Source organism: Massilia litorea (assembly GCF_015101885.1).
Taxonomy (GTDB): Bacteria; Pseudomonadota; Gammaproteobacteria; order Burkholderiales; family Burkholderiaceae_D; genus Telluria; species Telluria litorea.
The window spans coordinates 864,450-879,938 of record NZ_CP062941.1; the positions used below are offsets into that span (position 1 = coordinate 864,450).

Below are 15,489 nucleotides of genomic sequence, written 5' to 3' on the forward strand. Positions count from 1 at the left end.
GAATGGTACACCGGCTGTGTGCGGACGGGTACGGGCGAAAAAAAACCAGGCGCAAGGCCTGGTTTTTTTATTCGCAAGAAGCGATTACTCAGCGGTCGGTGCTTCGTCGGCCGAGGTGACTTCCGGACGGTCCAGCAGCTCGACATACGCCATTGGCGCGTTGTCGCCCACGCGGAAACCCATTTTCAGGATGCGCAGGTAGCCGCCGTTACGGTTGGCGTAACGTGGGCCCAGTTCGGCGAACAGCTTCTGCACCATTTCGCGGTCGCGCAGGCGGGCGAATGCCAGGCGCTTGTTGGCCAGCGTGTCGGTCTTGCCCAGGGTCAGGATCGGCTCGATGACGCGACGCAGTTCCTTGGCTTTTGGCACGGTGGTCTTGATGGCTTCATGACGCAGCAGCGAGACGGTCATGTTGCGCAGCATGGCGAGACGGTGGGACGAGGTACGGTTCAGCTTACGGAGGCCGTGACGGTGACGCATGGTACTTCCTTTCGAGTGTTTAATTTCCAGTTCTTCGATCGTTCATGCAGATGCATGACCGCGGACCGGTTCATAAGGGTTGAACTATCCGGACACCCTTGTCCGGATAGTGGTACTACAAATCAAATTACTTTTCCAGGCCGGCAGGCGGCCAGTTTTCCAGCTTCATACCGAGGGTCAGGCCGCGCGAAGCAAGGACTTCCTTGATTTCGTTGAGCGACTTGCGGCCCAGGTTCGGCGTCTTGAGCAGTTCGTTTTCCGAACGCTGGATCAGGTCGCCGATGTAATAGATGTTTTCTGCTTTCAGGCAGTTGGCCGAACGGACGGTCAGTTCCAGGTCGTCGACTGGACGCAGCAGGATCGGATCGACCAACGGAGCACGCGATGGTGCTTCGGCGGCGGCTTCCGTGCCTTCCAGGGCGGCGAACACGTTCAGCTGGTCGACCAGCACGCGTGCCGACTGGCGAATCGCCTCTTCCGGGGTGATGACGCCGTTGGTCTCGATGTTGATGATCAGCTTGTCCAGGTCGGTACGCTGTTCGACGCGCGCCGATTCGACGGCGTACGACACGCGGCGCACTGGCGAGAACGATGCGTCCAGGATGATGCGGCCGATCGTCTTGTTCGTGTCTTCCGACAGGCGACGGACGTTACCAGGAACATAGCCACGGCCTTTTTCGACCTTGATCTGCATGTCCAGCTTGCCACCGGCGGTCAGGTGAGCGATCACGTGATCCGGGTTGATCAGTTCCACGTCATGCGGCAGATCGATGTCCGATGCCAGGACGGCGCCTTCGCCTTCCTTTTTCAGGGTCAGGGTCACGGAGTCACGGTTGTGCACCTTGAACACGACGCCCTTCAGGTTCAGCAGCAGGTCGACGACGTCTTCCTGCACGCCGTCGAGCGACGAGTACTCGTGCACGACGCCGGCGATGGTGACTTCGGTCGGCGCGTAGCCGATCATCGACGACAGCAGGACGCGGCGCAGTGCGTTGCCCAGCGTGTGGCCATAGCCACGCTCGAACGGCTCCATCACGACTTTGGCGTGACCGGCACCGAGTGCTTCGACATCGATGATACGTGGCTTCAACAAACTATTTTGCATGAAATGTCCTTTTCAATACCCTCGGCTCGTTACACCGATAAGGCTGATGGCATGTTTAAAATTCTTGAATTGCAAACGCCCGCTCGGTGAGGAGCGGGCGCAAATACCGACTAACGATTAACGCGAGTACAGTTCGACGATCAGTGCTTCGTTGACGTCAGCGGCGATCTCGTTACGCTCTGGGAACGAACGGAAGGTGCCTTCCATCTTCTTCGCGTCGACCGACACCCAGCTCGGCATGCCGATCTGTTCAGCCAGCGACAGGGCTTCGACGATACGCACTTGCTTCTTCGCCTTTTCGCGAACGGCGATGACGTCGCCGGTCTTGACAGCGTACGAAGCGATGTTCACGACGTTACCGTTGACGGTGAAGGCCTTGTGGCTCACCAGCTGACGCGCTTCAGCGCGGGTCGAGCCGAAGCCCATGCGGTAGGTGACGTTGTCCAGGCGCGATTCCAGCAGCTTCAGCAGGGTTTCGCCGGTGTTGCCCTTCTTGCGCGACGCTTCAGCGAAGTAGCGGCGGAACTGGCGCTCGAGGATACCGTACATGCGCTTGACCTTCTGCTTTTCGCGCAGCTGGTTGCCGTAGTCCGAGGTGCGGGCACCCGACTTGACACCGTGCTGGCCTGGCTTGACGTCCAGTTTGCACTTCGAGTCGAGCGAGCGGCGTGCGCTCTTGAGGAACAGGTCGGTGCCTTCACGGCGCGACAGTTTTGCTTTTGGTCCGATATAACGTGCCACGTTGAATCCTTTGATGTATTAATCACGCCCCAGAGGCATTCTTGAGAATGCGGCAGGCGCTAGTCCGACCCTGATAAGAGCGGACGTGGCTAAAAATAAACCCCGAGCAAACGCCCGAGGCGACAACAGCCGGGCAGTATACCCGAATTCGGGTCACTGCACCGGCTTTTGCTACTGCATACTGCCTAAGCGCTGTACTGAAAACAACAGGGCAGCAGAACTGCCCGGATGAATTTAGATACGACGACGCTTTGGAGGACGGCAGCCGTTGTGCGGCACTGGCGTCACGTCCTGGATCTCGGTGATCTTGATGCCGAGGTTGTTCAGTGCACGGACAGCCGATTCACGGCCTGGGCCTGGGCCCTTGATGCGCACTTCCAGGTTCTTCACGCCGCTTTCCTGGGCGACCTTGCCGGCTGCTTCAGCAGCGACCTGAGCCGCGAACGGGGTCGATTTACGCGAGCCTTTGAAGCCTGCGCCACCCGACGTCGCCCACGACAGGGCATTGCCCTGGCGATCGGTGATCGTGATGATGGTGTTGTTGAACGAAGCGTGGACGTGGGCGATGCCCTCAGCCACGTTCTTCTTGACTTTCTTACGGACGCGCGCTGCTGCTGCGCTGCTTTGTTGCTTGGCCATGGTCGATTCCTAGATTATTTCTTCAGCGATTGAGCGGCCTTGCGCGGACCTTTGCGGGTACGTGCATTGGTGCGGGTACGCTGACCGCGCACTGGCAGACCCTTACGGTGACGCATGCCGCGGTAGCAGCCCAGATCCATCAGACGCTTGATGTTCATGGACAGTTCGCGGCGCAGATCGCCTTCCACGACAAACTTCGCGACTTCGTCACGCAGCTTCTCGAGTTCGTTATCGTCGAGGTCCTTGACCTTCTTGTTGGTCGCGATACCGGTCGCATCGCAGATCTTCTGCGAGCGCGGACGGCCAACACCGTAGATCGCCGTCAGGCCGATAACAGTGTGCTGATGATTTGGGATGTTAACCCCTGCAATACGTGCCATTCGTTATTCCTCTTAACCTTGACGCTGCTTGTGACGCGGCTCGACGCAGATCACACGGACCACGCCCTTGCGCTTGATGATCTTGCAGTTGCGGCAGATCCGCTTGACTGAAGCATTAACTTTCATTTTGCACTCTCTTCCTGGTGAGTATTTACTTAGATTTTTTACTTGGTGCGGAATACGATGCGCGCCCGGGACAAGTCGTACGGCGTCAACTCGACCGTTACCTTGTCTCCCGGGAGAATGCGGATATAGTTCATCCGCATTTTACCCGAGATATGCCCCAGGACCACATGCCCGTTTTCCAGCTTTACGCGAAATGTCGCATTTGGGAGATTCTCGAGAATCTCGCCTTGCATTTGGATGACGTCGTCTTTTGCCATTCGGTCTCTACACTCCCGCTTATCGCGTCGGAATTCCGCCCTTGAAGTTCGCCTTCCGCAGCAGCGATTCATATTGCTGCGACATGACGTAGTTCTGCACTTGTGCCATGAAGTCCATCGTTACTACCACGATGATCAGGAGCGAGGTGCCGCCGAAATAGAAAGGAACTTTCGCAAACGACTGCAGGAACTCCGGCACCAGGCACACGACGGTGATGTAGACCGCACCAGCCAAAGTCAGGCGCATCAGGATCTTGTCGATGTAGCGGGCCGTCTGGTCACCTGGACGGATGCCAGGCACAAACGCACCGCTTTTCTTCAAGTTGTCCGCCGTTTCCTTGCTGTTGAACACCAGCGCGGTATAGAAGAAGCAGAAAAACACGATTGCCACCGCATACAGCAACGCGTGGATCGGCGAACCGGTACCGAGCGAAGCGGCGAGGTCTTTCAGGAACCCGATGAACGGGCCGCTGGAATCCTTGCCACGCGTGTACCAGTCGACGATCGTCGCCGGGAACAGGATGATCGACGACGCGAAGATCGGCGGGATCACGCCGGCCATGTTCAGCTTCAGGGGCAGGTGGCTGGTTTGGCCACCGTACACCTTGTTGCCGACCTGGCGCTTGGCGTAATTCACGAGGATCTTGCGCTGACCACGTTCCACGAACACCACCGCATAGGTCACACCAATCACCAGGACGACAATGCCGATTGCGGCAATACTGTTGATCGAGCCATTCGACACCAGAGTGAACAAGCCACCCAATGCCGACGGCAGACCGGCTGCGATACCGGCGAAGATGATGATCGAAATGCCGTTACCGAGGCCACGTTCGGTGATCTGCTCGCCCAGCCACATGAGGAACATGGTGCCGGTAAGCAGGGTCACGACCGTGACGAAGCGGAAGCCCATGCCTGGATCGAGCACGAGACCCGGCTGGGCTTCGAGCGCGACGGCGATGCCGAACGCCTGGAACAAGGCCAGTGCCACCGTGAAGTAACGGGTGTACTGGGTGATCTTGCGGCGCCCTGCTTCGCCCTCTTTCTTCAGCGCTTCGAGCTGTGGCGAGACGATCGACCCCAGCTGCATGATGATCGAAGCCGAAATGTAGGGCATGATCCCGAGTGCGAACACGGTAAAGCGGGACAACGCGCCACCCGAGAACATGTTGAACATGCCCAGGATGCCGCCTTCGTTCTGCTTGAACAGCGACGCCAACGCAATCGGGTCAATCCCGGGGACCGGGATGTGAGCACCGATGCGGTACACGACCAACGCGCCAAGCAAAAACCACAACCGACCCCAGGGGAAGCCGGCAGCGGCGCTTTTACCAAGTTGTGAATTAGTCGCCAATTTGTGCTCCGATCAGGCAGCGATCGCTTTAAGCGACCGAACCGCCAGCTGCTTCGATGGCCGCTTTCGCGCCCGCGGTCGCCTTCAGGCCCTTGAGGTTCACCGCTTTGGTGATCTCGCCCGACAGGATGACGCGCACGTCGCGTGCCACCACCGACAGGATGCCTGCTTGCTTGAGCACCAGGATGTCGACATCGCCGACGGCCAGGTTGTTCAGGTCCGACAGACGCACTTCAGCCTTGAACGTAGCGTTCAGCGACTTGAAGCCACGCTTCGGCAGACGACGCTGCAGAGGCATCTGACCGCCTTCGAAGCCGACCTTGTGGAAGCCGCCCGAACGCGACTTCTGACCCTTGTGACCGCGACCGGCGGTCTTGCCCAGGCCGGAGCCGATACCGCGGCCGACGCGACGCTTGTAGTGCTTGGCGCCGTCAGCTGGTTGAATGGTATTCAATTCCATTGTTTTCTCCGTTCGTAAGCCGAGGCTTACGAAACAACTTTAACGAGGTACGAGACTTTGTTGATCATGCCACGCACGGATGGGGTGTCCTGCAACTCGGAAACCGAGTTGACGCGACGCAGACCCAGACCACGCACGGTAGCGCGGTGATCTTGACGGGTGCCGATCAGGCCCTTGACCAGTTGTACTTTGATGGTGTTTGCCATTGTCTTCACCTTAACCGATGATGTCTTCGACCGACTTGCCACGCTTGGCGGCGATGTCGGACGCGGTGCTCATCTTCGACAGGCCGTCGAGGGTAGCGCGCACCAGGTTGTACGGGTTCGACGAGCCGGTCGACTTGGCGACCACGTCGGTCACGCCCATCACCTCGAAGATGGCGCGCATCGCGCCACCAGCGATGACGCCGGTACCAGGTTTCGCTGGCATCATCATGACGCGCGAGGCGCCGTGACGACCGGAGACGGTGTGGTGCAGGGTACCGTTCTTGAGGGGCACCTTGATCAGGTTGCGGCGGGCTTCTTCCATCGCTTTTTGCACGCCGACTGGAACTTCCTTCGACTTGCCTTTACCCATGCCGATGCGGCCATCGCCGTCACCGACAACGGTCAGCGCTGCAAAACCCATGATACGACCACCCTTGACCACTTTGGTCACGCGGTTGATCGCGATCATTTTTTCGCGCATGCCATCATCCGGCTTGTCGCTTGCCATTTTCGCTTGCATTTTTGCCATGACGATTCTTCCTTAGAACTTCAGACCGGCTTCACGCGCGGCTTCTGCCAGCGCCTTCACACGGCCGTGGTAACGGAAACCGGAGCGGTCAAATGCCACTTCGGTGATCCCTGCTTGCAGTGCTTTCTCTGCAACGCGCTTGCCAACCAGTGCCGCGGCAGCAGCGTTGCCGCCCTTGCCGCTCTGGCCTGCCAGTTCGGCGCGCACGTCTGCTTCCAGCGTCGAAGCCGAAACCAGGACCTTCGCATCCGGGCTGATCAGGTTCGCATAGATGTGCAGGTTGGTGCGGTGAACCGACAAACGGTTCACGCCCAGCTGCGCGATCTTGATGCGGGTTTGGCGTCCGCGACGCAGACGCGATTCTTTCTTGTCCATCGTCAGCTCCGATTATTTCTTCTTGGTTTCTTTAAGCTTCACCACTTCGTCCGAATAACGGACACCCTTGCCTTTGTAAGGCTCAGGGGAGCGGTAAGCGCGCACTTCGGCAGCAACCTGGCCAACCTTTTGACGATCGATACCCTTGATCAGGATTTCGGTCGGGGTCGGGGTCACGGCAGTGATACCTTCCGGCATCGCGTGCAGCACCGGGTGCGAGAAGCCCAGGGACAGGTTCAGGGCGTTGCCCTGCACTGCTGCCTTGTAGCCCACGCCGACCAGGTTCAGCTTCTTCTCGAAGCCCTTGGTCACGCCGGTCACCATGTTGTTGACCAGGGCACGCAGGGTACCGGACATGGCGTTCGATTCACGGGAATCGTCCACCACGTCGAAGGTCAGCGTGCCGTTGTTGTTTTCCACCTTGACCATGCCGTTCAACGGCTGGGTCAGGCTGCCCAGTGGGCCTTTGACCGTGATCGCTGCTGCAGTGATCGCCACTTCGGCGCCTGCTGGGACAGCGATTGGCATCTTAGCTACTCGAGACATCGTCTACTCCTTAAGCTACGTAGCAGATAACTTCGCCGCCGACGCCATTGGCGCGGGCTTTGCGGTCAGTCATCACGCCTTGCGGGGTCGAGACAATCGCCACGCCCAGGCCGTTCATCACGGTTGGGATCTCGTCTTTGCCTTTGTAGACACGCAGGCCAGGACGGGACACGCGCTCGATGCGCTCGATAACCGGACGGCCGGTGTAATACTTCAAACCGATTTTCAGTTCCGACTTGCCACCTTCGGTGGACACGGCGAAATCTTCAATGTAACCCTCGTCCTTCAGGACGTTGGCAATGGCAACCTTGACTTTCGACGACGGCATTGCGACCGTGGTCTTTTGAACAGTTTGTGCGTTGCGAATGCGGGTCAGCATATCGGCGATAGGATCGCTCATACTCATTGCTTATTCTCCTATTACCAGCTGGCTTTAGTCATACCCGGGATTTCGCCTTTCATGGCGAATTCGCGGAGTTTGGTACGGGCAAGGCCGAATTTACGGAACGTGCCACGTGGACGGCCGGTGATCGCGCAGCGGTTACGCTGGCGGGTCGGGGCCGAATTACGCGGCAGGGCCTGCAGTTTCAGGCGCGCTTCGTAACGCTCTTCTTCGGTCTTCGACTGGTCGTCGATGATTGCTTTCAGAGCTGCACGCTTTGCGGCGAATTTCTCCACCAGGTCTGCACGCTTCTGTTCGCGGTTAATCAGTGCAAGTTTTGCCATGCTCTTAGTTCCTGAACGGGAATTTGAAGGCGGCGAGCAGCGCTTTGGCTTCGTCGTCGGTCTTAGCGGTCGTGGTGATCGAGATGTTCATGCCACGCAGCGCGTCGATCTTGTCGTAATCGATTTCAGGGAAGATGATCTGTTCCTTGACACCGATGTTGTAGTTACCACGACCATCGAACGATTTGCCGTTCACGCCACGGAAGTCACGCACGCGCGGCAGGGCCACGGTGATGAAACGGTCCAGGAACTCGTACATACGGGCGCCGCGCAGGGTCACCATCGTACCGATCGGGTAGCCTTCGCGGATCTTGAAACCGGCGATTGCCTTGCGCGACTTGGTGGTCACTGGCTTCTGGCCGGCGATCTTGGTCAGGTCGCCCACAGCGTGCTCGAGCACTTTCTTGTCGGCGATCGCTTCACCAACACCCATGTTCAGGGTGATCTTGGTCAGGCGCGGCACTTCCATCACGGACTTGTAGCCGAATTTCTCGGTCAGGTCAGCGACGACTTTGTCTTTGTAGAATTGTTGGAGACGGGCCATGTTCTTACACCTTCACTTCTTCGCCGGACGACTTGTAGACGCGGACTTTCTTGCCGTCCTGGTCTTTGAAGCCTACGCGGTCTGCCTTGCCGGTCGCGGCGTTGAACAGCGCGACGTTGGAGACGTGAATCGGCATCGTCTTGTCGACGATACCACCTTGGACGCCGGTCATCGGGTTTGGCTTGACGGCCTTCTTGGCAACGTTCACGCCTTCGACGATCACGTGCTCGGCGTCGACGCGACGCGAAACCACGCCACGCTTGCCCTTGTCTTTACCGGCCAAAACGATGACTTCGTCGTTTTTACGAATCTTATCCATTACGACTCCTTACAGTACTTCAGGTGCCAGGGACACGATCTTCATGAACTTTTCAGTGCGCAGTTCGCGGGTCACTGGTCCGAAGATACGGGTGCCGATCGGTTCCAGCTTGGCGTTGAGCAGCACTGCGGCATTGCCGTCGAACTTCACCAGGGAGCCGTCTTGGCGGCGCACACCTTTAGCGGTACGCACAACCACAGCGTTATAAATTTCACCTTTTTTGACACGGCCACGTGGCGCAGCAACCTTGACGGTTACCTTGATGATGTCGCCAATGCTCGCATAACGGCGCTTGGAGCCGCCCAACACCTTGATGCACAAAACTTCTTTTGCACCGGTGTTGTCGGCTACTTCGAGCCGGCTTTCAGTTTGAATCATAGTATTTTCTTTCCCAACTTAAGCCGAAGAAATCCCACGGAAAACCGTAGGCCTGCGGTCAGTCTTGGTCCCGCCGTACCGCCCCTGCTGGAGCACTACGATTGGGTGATTGGACTTTCCAATTGCTTCGAACAGGCCGCAGTTACCGAGGGGGACAAACTGCGGCAACACATGAACGAAGCCCGCTAGTATCTCAGATACCAGCGGGCCACGCAAGACAAATTTTGCTAGTACTTACAGTACCTGTGCGACCTGCACAACACGGGTCACAGTCCAAGCTTTCGTCTTCGAGATCGGACGACCTTCCGCGATCTCGACCGTGTCACCGGTCTTGGCCTGGTTGGTTTCGTCGTGTGCGTGATACTTGTTCGAACGCACGATGATCTTGCCGTACAGCGGGTGCTTGACGTGACGTTCGATCAGTACGGTTACCGTCTTGTCCATTTTGTCGGACACGACTTTGCCGACCAGCGTACGCTTCAGCGCCGTTTTAGTGGTGTCGTTCATTTGGCTTCCTTCTGGTTCATCACAGTCTTCACACGCGCGATGTCGCGACGTACTTTCTTGAGCTGCGCGGTGTTGCCCAGCTGCTGGGTAGCGATTTGCATGCGCAGGCCAAACTGGGCCTTCAGCAGCTCACTCAGCTCCTTTTGCAGCGCTTCCTGGTCCTTGCCGCGGAGTTCCGATGCTTTCATATTCAACTCCTGTTATTGGCCGACCTGGCGCACGACGAACGTGGTAGCCAGTGGCAGTTTGGCAGCGGCCAGGCGGAATGCTTCGCGCGCCAGTGTTTCGTCGACGCCGTCCATCTCATACAGGACTTTGCCTGGCTGGATTTCTGCGACGTAGTATTCCGGATTACCTTTACCGTTACCCATACGGACTTCGGCCGGCTTGTTCGAAATCGGCTTGTCCGGGAAGATACGGATCCAGATACGACCGCCACGCTTGATGTGACGGGTCATGGCGCGACGTGCAGCTTCGATCTGGCGTGCAGTGATACGGCCGCGGGCAACTGCCTTCAGACCGAATTCACCGAACGAGACCGCGGTGCCGCGGGTGTGCGAAATGCCGGTGTTACGGCCTTTCTGCTCTTTACGATACTTCCTGCGCGATGGTTGCAGCATGCTTATTCTCCTGCTTTCTCAGCTGGTGCAGCAGCGGCCGGGGTCGCCAGCTTGACGGCTGGACGCGCACGCACGGTTGGTGCTGCAGTGCCTGGACGGGCACCGCCGGCTGGACGTGGGCCGCGCGATGGCTTGCCATCGTCACGACGTGGGCCGCGTGGCTTCTTCTCGTCCGGCGGGGTGTCGATGACTGGGGCTTCGCCGGTGACCGAACGGTCGCCCTTGTAGACCCAGACCTTGACGCCGATGATGCCGTACGTGGTCGATGCTTCGCTGGTGCCGTAGTCGATATCGGCGCGCAGGGTGTGCAGAGGCACACGGCCTTCGCGGTACCATTCGGTACGTGCGATTTCGATGCCGTTCAGACGGCCCGACGACATGATCTTGATGCCGACGGCACCCAGACGCATGGCGTTTTGCATGGCGCGCTTCATCGCGCGGCGGAACATGATGCGCTTCTCGAGCTGCTGCGAGATCGAATCGGCGATCAGCTGCGAGTCGATTTCCGGCTTGCGGATCTCTTCGATATTGACGTGCACGGGCACGCCCATGATCTTCGTCAGCGACGACTTCAGCACTTCGATGTCTTCGCCTTTTTTACCGATCACGACACCTGGACGCGACGAGTAGATGGTGAAGCGCGCGTTCTTGGCTGGACGCTCGATGACGATGCGGCCGACCGAAGCGTTCTTCAGCTTCTTCTTCAGGAAGGCGCGGGCCTTCAGGTCTTCGTTGAGCATCTCAGCGAAGTTGCCGTTGCCGGCGTACCAGCGCGACGCCCAGTTACGGGTGACGGACAGGCGGAAGCCTGTTGGGTGAATCTTCTGTCCCATCGTGTGACTCCTTAGTTACCGACAGTCACGTAGATGTGACAGGATTGTTTAGAAATGCGATCGCCGCGGCCTTTGGCACGTGCCGTAAAGCGCTTCAGGATCGGGCCTTTTTCAACGTAGATCTCGACGACTTTCAGCTCGTCGATATCGGCGCCATCATTGTGCTCTGCATTGGCGATAGCCGATTCCAGAACCTTCTTGATGATGGTGGCACCTTTCTTCGGGCTGAATTGCAGAATGTTGAGTGCTGCGTCAACTTTCTTGCCGCGGATCAGGTCAGCAACGAGGCGACCTTTCTGATCCGACAGGCGCACGCCTTTGAGGATAGCTTTAGTTTCCATTATTTTTTCGCCTTCTTGTCAGCGGCGTGGCCCTTGAACGTACGGGTCAGCGCGAATTCGCCGAGCTTGTGGCCAACCATGTTCTCGGAGACGTACACCGGCACGTGCAGCTTGCCGTTGTGAACTGCGATCGTCAGACCGATGAAGTCAGGCGTGATCGTCGAGCGGCGCGACCAGGTTTTGACTGGCTTTTTGTCTTTGTTCGCTTGCGCGGCTTCGACTTTTTTCACCAGGTGGGCGTCAACGAACGGCCCTTTTTTCAATGAACGAGTCATGTGTTATCCCTTATTTCTTGCCGCGGCGCGAAACGATCATCGAAGAAGTACGCTTGTTCGAACGCGTCTTCTTGCCCTTCGTCTGTTGGCCCCAAGGCGACACTGGATGGCGACCAGCTGCGGTTTTACCTTCACCACCACCGTGCGGGTGATCGACCGGGTTCATGACCACACCGCGAACGGTAGGACGAACACCGCGCCAGCGCATCGCACCAGCTTTACCGATCTTGCGCAGGCTGTGCTCGGCATTGCCGACTTCGCCAACGGTAGCGCGGCACTCGATGTGCACGCGACGAACTTCACCCGAGCGCAGGCGGACCTGGGCGTAGGTGCCTTCGCGGGCCATCAGCACGACGGCGGCGCCGGCGGTACGGGCCATCTGGGCACCCTTACCTGGCAGCATTTCGACGCAGTGCATCACGGTACCGACCGGGATGTTACGGATTGGCAGGCAGTTACCCGACTTGATCGGCGCTTCCGAGCCGTTCATGACGCTGTCGCCGACAGCCATGCCTTTGGTGGCGATGATGTACTGACGCTCGCCGTCCGCGTAGCACAGCAGTGCGATGTGCGCGGTACGGTTCGGGTCGTATTCAATACGCTCGACCTTGGCAGGAATGCCGTCCTTCTGGCGCTTGAAGTCGACCAGACGGTAGTGGTGCTTGTGGCCACCGCCGATGTGACGGGTGGTGATGTGACCGTTGTTGTTACGGCCAGCAGTCTTCGATTTCTTCTCAACCAGTGCTGCGAACGGACGGCCCTTGTACAGGCCTTCGGTCACAACTTTCACCATGCCGCGGCGGCCTGGGGAGGTTGGCTTCATCTTAACGAGTGCCATTATTTAGCCTCCTCGACAAAATTGATTTCCTGGCCTGGCTTCAGGCACACGAAAGCACGCTTGGTGTGGTTGCGACGACCGTTGAAACGGCCCGAACGCTTCTGTTTGCCTTCGCGGTTCACGGTTTGCACCGATTCCACTTCGACCTTGAACAGCAGCTCGACGGCAGCCTTGATTTCCGGCTTGGTCGCGTCAGGCAGGACCTTGAACACGATCTGCTCGTTCTTTTCCGCGACGAAGGTAGCCTTTTCGGAGATGACCGGAGCCATCAGCACCTTCATCAGGCGCTCTTCGCTAAATTTGATTGCGGTGCTCATGCGTACATCTCCTCGATCTTGGCCAGTGCAGCTTTGGTGACCAGGACTTTCTTGTAGAACACCAGCGACATCGGGTCAGCTGCTTTTGGCTCGACAACCAGCACGTTCGGCAGGTTACGCGATGCCAGCAACAGGTTTTCTTCGATGGTGTCGGTGATCACCAGGACCGATTCCAGGCCCATGCTCTGCAGCTTTTGCGACAGCAGCTTGGTCTTCGGAGCTTCGATCGACAGGTTTTCGACAACGCTCAGACGGCCTTCGCGGGCCAGCTGCGAGAAGATCGAGCAGATACCTGCGCGGAACATCTTCTTGTTGACCTTGTGCGTGAAGTTCTCGTCAGGCGAGTTCGGGAAGATGCGACCACCGCCGCGCCACAGTGGCGACGACGACATACCAGCACGAGCGCGGCCGGTACCTTTTTGGCGCCATGGCTTCTTCGTGGTGTGGCTGACTTCTTCACGGTCTTTCTGCTTGCGGTTACCGCTACGTGCGTTAGCAGCGTAAGCAACCACGACCTGGTGAATCAGGGCTTCGTTGTATTCGCGACCGAAGACTTCGTCGGTAGCGGCAACAGCGGCGCCGGCTTGACCTTGCTCATTCAGGAGCTGAAGTTCCATAATTAAGCTCCTTTCTGTGCTTTGGTTTTGACGGCTGGCTTGACGATCACTTGACCGTTTTTCGCGCCAGGAACTGCACCCTTGACCAGCAGCAGTTGACGCTCAGCGTCGATGCGGGCGATTTCCAGGTTCTGGGTGGTGACGGTGACGTCGCCCATGTGACCGGTCATGCGCTTGCCTGGGAACACGCGGCCTGGATCCTGCGCCATACCGATGGAGCCAGGAACATTGTGCGAACGCGAGTTACCGTGGGTCTGACGACCCGATGCGAAGTTGTGACGCTTGATGGTACCGGCGTAGCCTTTACCGATCGAGGTGCCTTGCACGTCGATCTTCTGGCCCACTTCGAACAGCGAGACATTGACTGCGTCGCCAGTTTTCAGTTCGGCTGCCTTGGCAGCGTCAACGCGGAATTCGCGCAGCATGGTGCCAGCTTCGACGCCTGCTTTTGCGTGGTGACCCGCAACAGCCTTGGTCACGCGGGAAGCGCGACGTTGACCGAATGCGACCTGGACTGCAGCATAGCCGTCAGTTTCAGGAGTTTTGATTTGTGCGACACGGTTGTTCGACACGTCGAGCACGGTAACTGGGATCGAGTCCCCGTCATCCGTGAAGATGCGCATCATGCCAACCTTGCGACCGAGAAGGCCCAAGCTCATTTTTTCTCCATTCCCACCTACGATTGGGCGGGGGTAGTTGAACTACTAAAAACGTACAGACTCAAAACGACGAGTCCATACCGAAGCCGGCTAGTATAGCGCGCAAAAGGGCTTGACGCAACAAGAGAATCGGAGGTATGTCGACCCTGTTGCGAATTTTCGCAGTAGCGTGGAGAAGAAAGGAATCTGGCAAGGCTTGCCAGCACAGAAAAGGCACATCAGCGCCTTTTCTCTGCAGAACTCGGGGTTCTGCGACATTTGAATTTTGGTGGGCGGTGCAGGATTCGAACCTGCGACCCCTTGGATGTCGACCAAGTATTCTAACCAACTGAACTAACCGCCCGGGGAGCCGCATTATGCCAAGGGTTCGGAAGGTTTGCAATAGCTGAGTTCGAATGCGTGCGTTCAATCCGCGTGGGCTCGGGGAGCGCACCCTACGATGCGCCACGGCCCTTGGCAACATCAAGCGACCGTGGCGTACCGTAGGGTGGGCATTCATGCCCACGCGTCCAGGCGATGCCGATAGCGGCCTCGGCGTCAGCCGCACGACCCCTAAGTCTTCCATAAGCCCGCATGTGTAATATCCGTCAATTAGCGTTATATTCACATGGCACACTCGCGGCGGCCGCACGGCCGCGCCACACGACCCGTTTCATTTCACGAAAGGAGCTGTGATGGCAATCAGTCTGCAAAAGGGCGGCAACGTCAACCTCAGCAAGGAAGCACCGAACCTCACCAAGGTCGTCATTGGCCTGGGCTGGGACCCGCGCTCGACCGATGGCGCCGCCTTCGACCTCGACGGCTCCGCCTTCATGCTCAAGTCGGACGCCAAGGTGCGCGGCGACGCCGACTTCATCTTCTATAACAACCTGAAATCGAGCGACGGCTCCGTCGTCCACAACGGCGACAACACCACCGGCCAGGGCGAAGGCGACGACGAGACCGTCACCGTCGACCTGACCCGCGTCCCGCCGGACATCGACAAGATCTCCTTCTGCGTCACCATCCACGAAGCGGAAAGCCGGCGCCAGAGCTTCGGCATGGTCGGCAAAGCCTTCATTCGCTGCCTGGACGCCAACGGCAACAGGGAAATTGCCCGCTACGACCTCTCCGAGGACAGCTCGACCGAAACGGCCATGATCTTCGGCGAACTGTATCGCGCCGGCGGCGACTGGAAATTCCGCGCCGTCGGCCAGGGCTATAACGGCGGCCTCGGCCCGCTGGCCCGCTCGTTCGGCGTCAACGTCTGAGCCGGCAAGCCATGCCCGCAGTCCCGCAGCCTGGTTGCGGGACTGCTCCCTCCCCTGCAAGCGAAGA

Annotated in this window: 29 protein-coding genes and 1 tRNA gene; 1 reads left to right on the plus strand and 29 read right to left on the minus strand. The window is 58.3% G+C overall.

The genetic code is table 11. From position 1 onward, the window contains the following. Window positions 1–84: 84 nt before the first annotated feature. From rplQ to LPB04_RS03935, 29 genes are all read right to left on the minus strand, one after another. Window positions 85–480 (minus strand): 50S ribosomal protein L17, encoded by a 396-nt coding sequence (rplQ, locus tag LPB04_RS03795; protein WP_159698303.1) that lies wholly within the window; start codon window positions 478–480, stop codon window positions 85–87. 127 nt (window positions 481–607) lie between these two features. After that, entirely contained in the window at window positions 608–1,585 is a 978-nt protein-coding gene (locus LPB04_RS03800) for a DNA-directed RNA polymerase subunit alpha (RefSeq protein ID WP_026354946.1), read from the minus strand. 117 nt (window positions 1,586–1,702) lie between these two features. After that, window positions 1,703–2,326, minus strand: coding sequence for a 30S ribosomal protein S4 (gene rpsD, locus LPB04_RS03805; protein WP_193687458.1), 624 nt, complete (start codon window positions 2,324–2,326; stop codon window positions 1,703–1,705). 234 nt (window positions 2,327–2,560) lie between these two features. Next, window positions 2,561–2,965 (minus strand): 30S ribosomal protein S11, encoded by a 405-nt coding sequence (rpsK, locus tag LPB04_RS03810; protein WP_005663404.1) that lies wholly within the window; start codon window positions 2,963–2,965, stop codon window positions 2,561–2,563. 14 nt (window positions 2,966–2,979) lie between these two features. Continuing rightward, the gene (gene rpsM, locus LPB04_RS03815; RefSeq protein WP_056337616.1) at window positions 2,980–3,345 is read right to left on the minus strand and encodes a 30S ribosomal protein S13; all 366 of its coding nucleotides are present in this window, start codon (window positions 3,343–3,345) and stop codon (window positions 2,980–2,982) included. Between the two features lie 12 nt (window positions 3,346–3,357). Next, window positions 3,358–3,471, minus strand: coding sequence for a 50S ribosomal protein L36 (rpmJ, locus tag LPB04_RS03820; RefSeq protein WP_005663407.1), 114 nt, complete (start codon window positions 3,469–3,471; stop codon window positions 3,358–3,360). Window positions 3,472–3,509: 38 nt separating this feature from the next. Continuing rightward, a complete protein-coding gene (gene infA, locus LPB04_RS03825) occupies window positions 3,510–3,728 on the minus strand; it encodes a translation initiation factor IF-1 (RefSeq protein ID WP_005663428.1) in 219 nt (72 codons plus the stop codon). A 19-nt stretch (window positions 3,729–3,747) separates the two neighbouring features. Then, window positions 3,748–5,082, minus strand: coding sequence for a preprotein translocase subunit SecY (secY, locus tag LPB04_RS03830; protein ID WP_193687459.1), 1,335 nt, complete (start codon window positions 5,080–5,082; stop codon window positions 3,748–3,750). Window positions 5,083–5,110: 28 nt separating this feature from the next. Beyond that, complete coding sequence (rplO, locus tag LPB04_RS03835; RefSeq protein ID WP_137172335.1) at window positions 5,111–5,542, minus strand: 50S ribosomal protein L15; 432 nt, start codon at window positions 5,540–5,542, stop codon at window positions 5,111–5,113. 26 nt (window positions 5,543–5,568) lie between these two features. Next, window positions 5,569–5,748 carry a 50S ribosomal protein L30 gene (gene rpmD, locus LPB04_RS03840; RefSeq protein WP_007875342.1) on the minus strand — a complete coding sequence of 60 codons (180 nt, stop codon included), beginning with the start codon at window positions 5,746–5,748 and terminating at the stop codon, window positions 5,569–5,571. 10 nt (window positions 5,749–5,758) lie between these two features. Further along, window positions 5,759–6,277: a 30S ribosomal protein S5 gene (gene rpsE, locus LPB04_RS03845; protein ID WP_193687461.1), complete on the minus strand. Its 519-nt coding sequence runs from the start codon at window positions 6,275–6,277 to the stop codon at window positions 5,759–5,761. 12 nt (window positions 6,278–6,289) lie between these two features. Beyond that, the gene (gene rplR / locus LPB04_RS03850) at window positions 6,290–6,652 is read right to left on the minus strand and encodes a 50S ribosomal protein L18 (RefSeq protein WP_192056825.1); all 363 of its coding nucleotides are present in this window, start codon (window positions 6,650–6,652) and stop codon (window positions 6,290–6,292) included. Window positions 6,653–6,664: 12 nt separating this feature from the next. Further along, window positions 6,665–7,198: a 50S ribosomal protein L6 gene (gene rplF, locus LPB04_RS03855; protein ID WP_193687462.1), complete on the minus strand. Its 534-nt coding sequence runs from the start codon at window positions 7,196–7,198 to the stop codon at window positions 6,665–6,667. A 10-nt stretch (window positions 7,199–7,208) separates the two neighbouring features. After that, window positions 7,209–7,604 carry a 30S ribosomal protein S8 gene (gene rpsH, locus LPB04_RS03860; RefSeq protein ID WP_056337601.1) on the minus strand — a complete coding sequence of 132 codons (396 nt, stop codon included), beginning with the start codon at window positions 7,602–7,604 and terminating at the stop codon, window positions 7,209–7,211. 14 nt (window positions 7,605–7,618) lie between these two features. Continuing rightward, window positions 7,619–7,924 (minus strand): 30S ribosomal protein S14, encoded by a 306-nt coding sequence (rpsN, locus tag LPB04_RS03865; RefSeq protein ID WP_056449167.1) that lies wholly within the window; start codon window positions 7,922–7,924, stop codon window positions 7,619–7,621. Between the two features lie 4 nt (window positions 7,925–7,928). Further along, window positions 7,929–8,468 carry a 50S ribosomal protein L5 gene (rplE, locus tag LPB04_RS03870; RefSeq protein WP_182990708.1) on the minus strand — a complete coding sequence of 180 codons (540 nt, stop codon included), beginning with the start codon at window positions 8,466–8,468 and terminating at the stop codon, window positions 7,929–7,931. Between the two features lie 4 nt (window positions 8,469–8,472). Beyond that, complete coding sequence (gene rplX / locus LPB04_RS03875; RefSeq protein ID WP_056337594.1) at window positions 8,473–8,787, minus strand: 50S ribosomal protein L24; 315 nt, start codon at window positions 8,785–8,787, stop codon at window positions 8,473–8,475. Between the two features lie 9 nt (window positions 8,788–8,796). Then, complete coding sequence (gene rplN / locus LPB04_RS03880; RefSeq protein ID WP_005663451.1) at window positions 8,797–9,165, minus strand: 50S ribosomal protein L14; 369 nt, start codon at window positions 9,163–9,165, stop codon at window positions 8,797–8,799. A gap of 234 nt (window positions 9,166–9,399) precedes the next feature. After that, window positions 9,400–9,672: a 30S ribosomal protein S17 gene (gene rpsQ, locus LPB04_RS03885; RefSeq protein ID WP_020655684.1), complete on the minus strand. Its 273-nt coding sequence runs from the start codon at window positions 9,670–9,672 to the stop codon at window positions 9,400–9,402. Next, window positions 9,669–9,860, minus strand: coding sequence for a 50S ribosomal protein L29 (rpmC, locus tag LPB04_RS03890; protein WP_159698333.1), 192 nt, complete (start codon window positions 9,858–9,860; stop codon window positions 9,669–9,671). Before rpmC ends, rpsQ begins: the two co-directional genes overlap by 4 nt. A 12-nt stretch (window positions 9,861–9,872) precedes the next feature. Continuing rightward, window positions 9,873–10,292: a 50S ribosomal protein L16 gene (gene rplP, locus LPB04_RS03895; RefSeq protein ID WP_145653055.1), complete on the minus strand. Its 420-nt coding sequence runs from the start codon at window positions 10,290–10,292 to the stop codon at window positions 9,873–9,875. A 2-nt stretch (window positions 10,293–10,294) separates the two neighbouring features. Continuing rightward, a complete protein-coding gene (rpsC, locus tag LPB04_RS03900) occupies window positions 10,295–11,125 on the minus strand; it encodes a 30S ribosomal protein S3 (protein ID WP_056337585.1) in 831 nt (276 codons plus the stop codon). 11 nt (window positions 11,126–11,136) lie between these two features. Beyond that, entirely contained in the window at window positions 11,137–11,469 is a 333-nt protein-coding gene (gene rplV / locus LPB04_RS03905) for a 50S ribosomal protein L22 (RefSeq protein WP_181017582.1), read from the minus strand. Continuing rightward, window positions 11,466–11,741 carry a 30S ribosomal protein S19 gene (gene rpsS / locus LPB04_RS03910; RefSeq protein WP_056337578.1) on the minus strand — a complete coding sequence of 92 codons (276 nt, stop codon included), beginning with the start codon at window positions 11,739–11,741 and terminating at the stop codon, window positions 11,466–11,468. Before rpsS ends, rplV begins: the two co-directional genes overlap by 4 nt. A gap of 10 nt (window positions 11,742–11,751) precedes the next feature. Further along, window positions 11,752–12,579, minus strand: a complete 828-nt coding sequence (gene rplB / locus LPB04_RS03915; RefSeq protein ID WP_193687463.1) for a 50S ribosomal protein L2 — start codon at window positions 12,577–12,579, stop codon at window positions 11,752–11,754. After that, a complete protein-coding gene (rplW, locus tag LPB04_RS03920; protein ID WP_182990702.1) occupies window positions 12,579–12,896 on the minus strand; it encodes a 50S ribosomal protein L23 in 318 nt (105 codons plus the stop codon). The genes rplB and rplW overlap by 1 nt, the downstream gene beginning before the upstream one ends. After that, window positions 12,893–13,513 (minus strand): 50S ribosomal protein L4, encoded by a 621-nt coding sequence (rplD, locus tag LPB04_RS03925; protein WP_193687464.1) that lies wholly within the window; start codon window positions 13,511–13,513, stop codon window positions 12,893–12,895. The genes rplW and rplD overlap by 4 nt, the downstream gene beginning before the upstream one ends. A gap of 2 nt (window positions 13,514–13,515) precedes the next feature. Next, window positions 13,516–14,172, minus strand: coding sequence for a 50S ribosomal protein L3 (gene rplC / locus LPB04_RS03930; RefSeq protein WP_056337567.1), 657 nt, complete (start codon window positions 14,170–14,172; stop codon window positions 13,516–13,518). 266 nt (window positions 14,173–14,438) lie between these two features. Then, window positions 14,439–14,515: transfer RNA gene (locus LPB04_RS03935), tRNA-Val, on the minus strand. Between the two features lie 331 nt (window positions 14,516–14,846). Here LPB04_RS03935 and LPB04_RS03940 point away from each other — a divergent pair. Beyond that, window positions 14,847–15,422: a TerD family protein gene (locus tag LPB04_RS03940; protein ID WP_193687465.1), complete on the plus strand. Its 576-nt coding sequence runs from the start codon at window positions 14,847–14,849 to the stop codon at window positions 15,420–15,422. Window positions 15,423–15,489 lie beyond the last annotated feature (67 nt).

Bases quoted from the DNA above. Each gene is read 5' to 3' on its own strand.
- rplR (WP_192056825.1), bottom strand. From the start codon at position 6,652: ATGGACAAGAAAGAATCGCGTCTGCGTCGCGGACGCCAAACCCGCATC.
- LPB04_RS03940 (WP_193687465.1), top strand. From the start codon at position 14,847: ATGGCAATCAGTCTGCAAAAGGGCGGCAACGTCAACCTCAGCAAGGAA.
- rpsS (WP_056337578.1), bottom strand. From the start codon at position 11,741: ATGACTCGTTCATTGAAAAAAGGGCCGTTCGTTGACGCCCACCTGGTG.
- rplN (WP_005663451.1), bottom strand. From the start codon at position 9,165: ATGATTCAAACTGAAAGCCGGCTCGAAGTAGCCGACAACACCGGTGCA.
- rplE (WP_182990708.1), bottom strand. From the start codon at position 8,468: ATGGCCCGTCTCCAACAATTCTACAAAGACAAAGTCGTCGCTGACCTG.
- rplP (WP_145653055.1), bottom strand. From the start codon at position 10,292: ATGCTGCAACCATCGCGCAGGAAGTATCGTAAAGAGCAGAAAGGCCGT.
- rpsH (WP_056337601.1), bottom strand. From the start codon at position 7,604: ATGAGTATGAGCGATCCTATCGCCGATATGCTGACCCGCATTCGCAAC.
- rpsQ (WP_020655684.1), bottom strand. From the start codon at position 9,672: ATGAACGACACCACTAAAACGGCGCTGAAGCGTACGCTGGTCGGCAAA.
- rpmD (WP_007875342.1), bottom strand. From the start codon at position 5,748: ATGGCAAACACCATCAAAGTACAACTGGTCAAGGGCCTGATCGGCACC.
- rpsN (WP_056449167.1), bottom strand. From the start codon at position 7,924: ATGGCAAAACTTGCACTGATTAACCGCGAACAGAAGCGTGCAGACCTG.
- rpsC (WP_056337585.1), bottom strand. From the start codon at position 11,125: ATGGGACAGAAGATTCACCCAACAGGCTTCCGCCTGTCCGTCACCCGT.
- rpsM (WP_056337616.1), bottom strand. From the start codon at position 3,345: ATGGCACGTATTGCAGGGGTTAACATCCCAAATCATCAGCACACTGTT.
- rpsE (WP_193687461.1), bottom strand. From the start codon at position 6,277: ATGGCAAAAATGCAAGCGAAAATGGCAAGCGACAAGCCGGATGATGGC.
- rplF (WP_193687462.1), bottom strand. From the start codon at position 7,198: ATGTCTCGAGTAGCTAAGATGCCAATCGCTGTCCCAGCAGGCGCCGAA.
- rplX (WP_056337594.1), bottom strand. From the start codon at position 8,787: ATGGATAAGATTCGTAAAAACGACGAAGTCATCGTTTTGGCCGGTAAA.
- rplO (WP_137172335.1), bottom strand. From the start codon at position 5,542: ATGGAATTGAATACCATTCAACCAGCTGACGGCGCCAAGCACTACAAG.
- rplQ (WP_159698303.1), bottom strand. From the start codon at position 480: ATGCGTCACCGTCACGGCCTCCGTAAGCTGAACCGTACCTCGTCCCAC.
- rplW (WP_182990702.1), bottom strand. From the start codon at position 12,896: ATGAGCACCGCAATCAAATTTAGCGAAGAGCGCCTGATGAAGGTGCTG.
- infA (WP_005663428.1), bottom strand. From the start codon at position 3,728: ATGGCAAAAGACGACGTCATCCAAATGCAAGGCGAGATTCTCGAGAAT.
- rpsK (WP_005663404.1), bottom strand. From the start codon at position 2,965: ATGGCCAAGCAACAAAGCAGCGCAGCAGCAGCGCGCGTCCGTAAGAAA.
- rpmJ (WP_005663407.1), bottom strand. From the start codon at position 3,471: ATGAAAGTTAATGCTTCAGTCAAGCGGATCTGCCGCAACTGCAAGATC.
- rpmC (WP_159698333.1), bottom strand. From the start codon at position 9,860: ATGAAAGCATCGGAACTCCGCGGCAAGGACCAGGAAGCGCTGCAAAAG.
- rplB (WP_193687463.1), bottom strand. From the start codon at position 12,579: ATGGCACTCGTTAAGATGAAGCCAACCTCCCCAGGCCGCCGCGGCATG.
- rplD (WP_193687464.1), bottom strand. From the start codon at position 13,513: ATGGAACTTCAGCTCCTGAATGAGCAAGGTCAAGCCGGCGCCGCTGTT.
- rplC (WP_056337567.1), bottom strand. From the start codon at position 14,172: ATGAGCTTGGGCCTTCTCGGTCGCAAGGTTGGCATGATGCGCATCTTC.
- LPB04_RS03800 (WP_026354946.1), bottom strand. From the start codon at position 1,585: ATGCAAAATAGTTTGTTGAAGCCACGTATCATCGATGTCGAAGCACTC.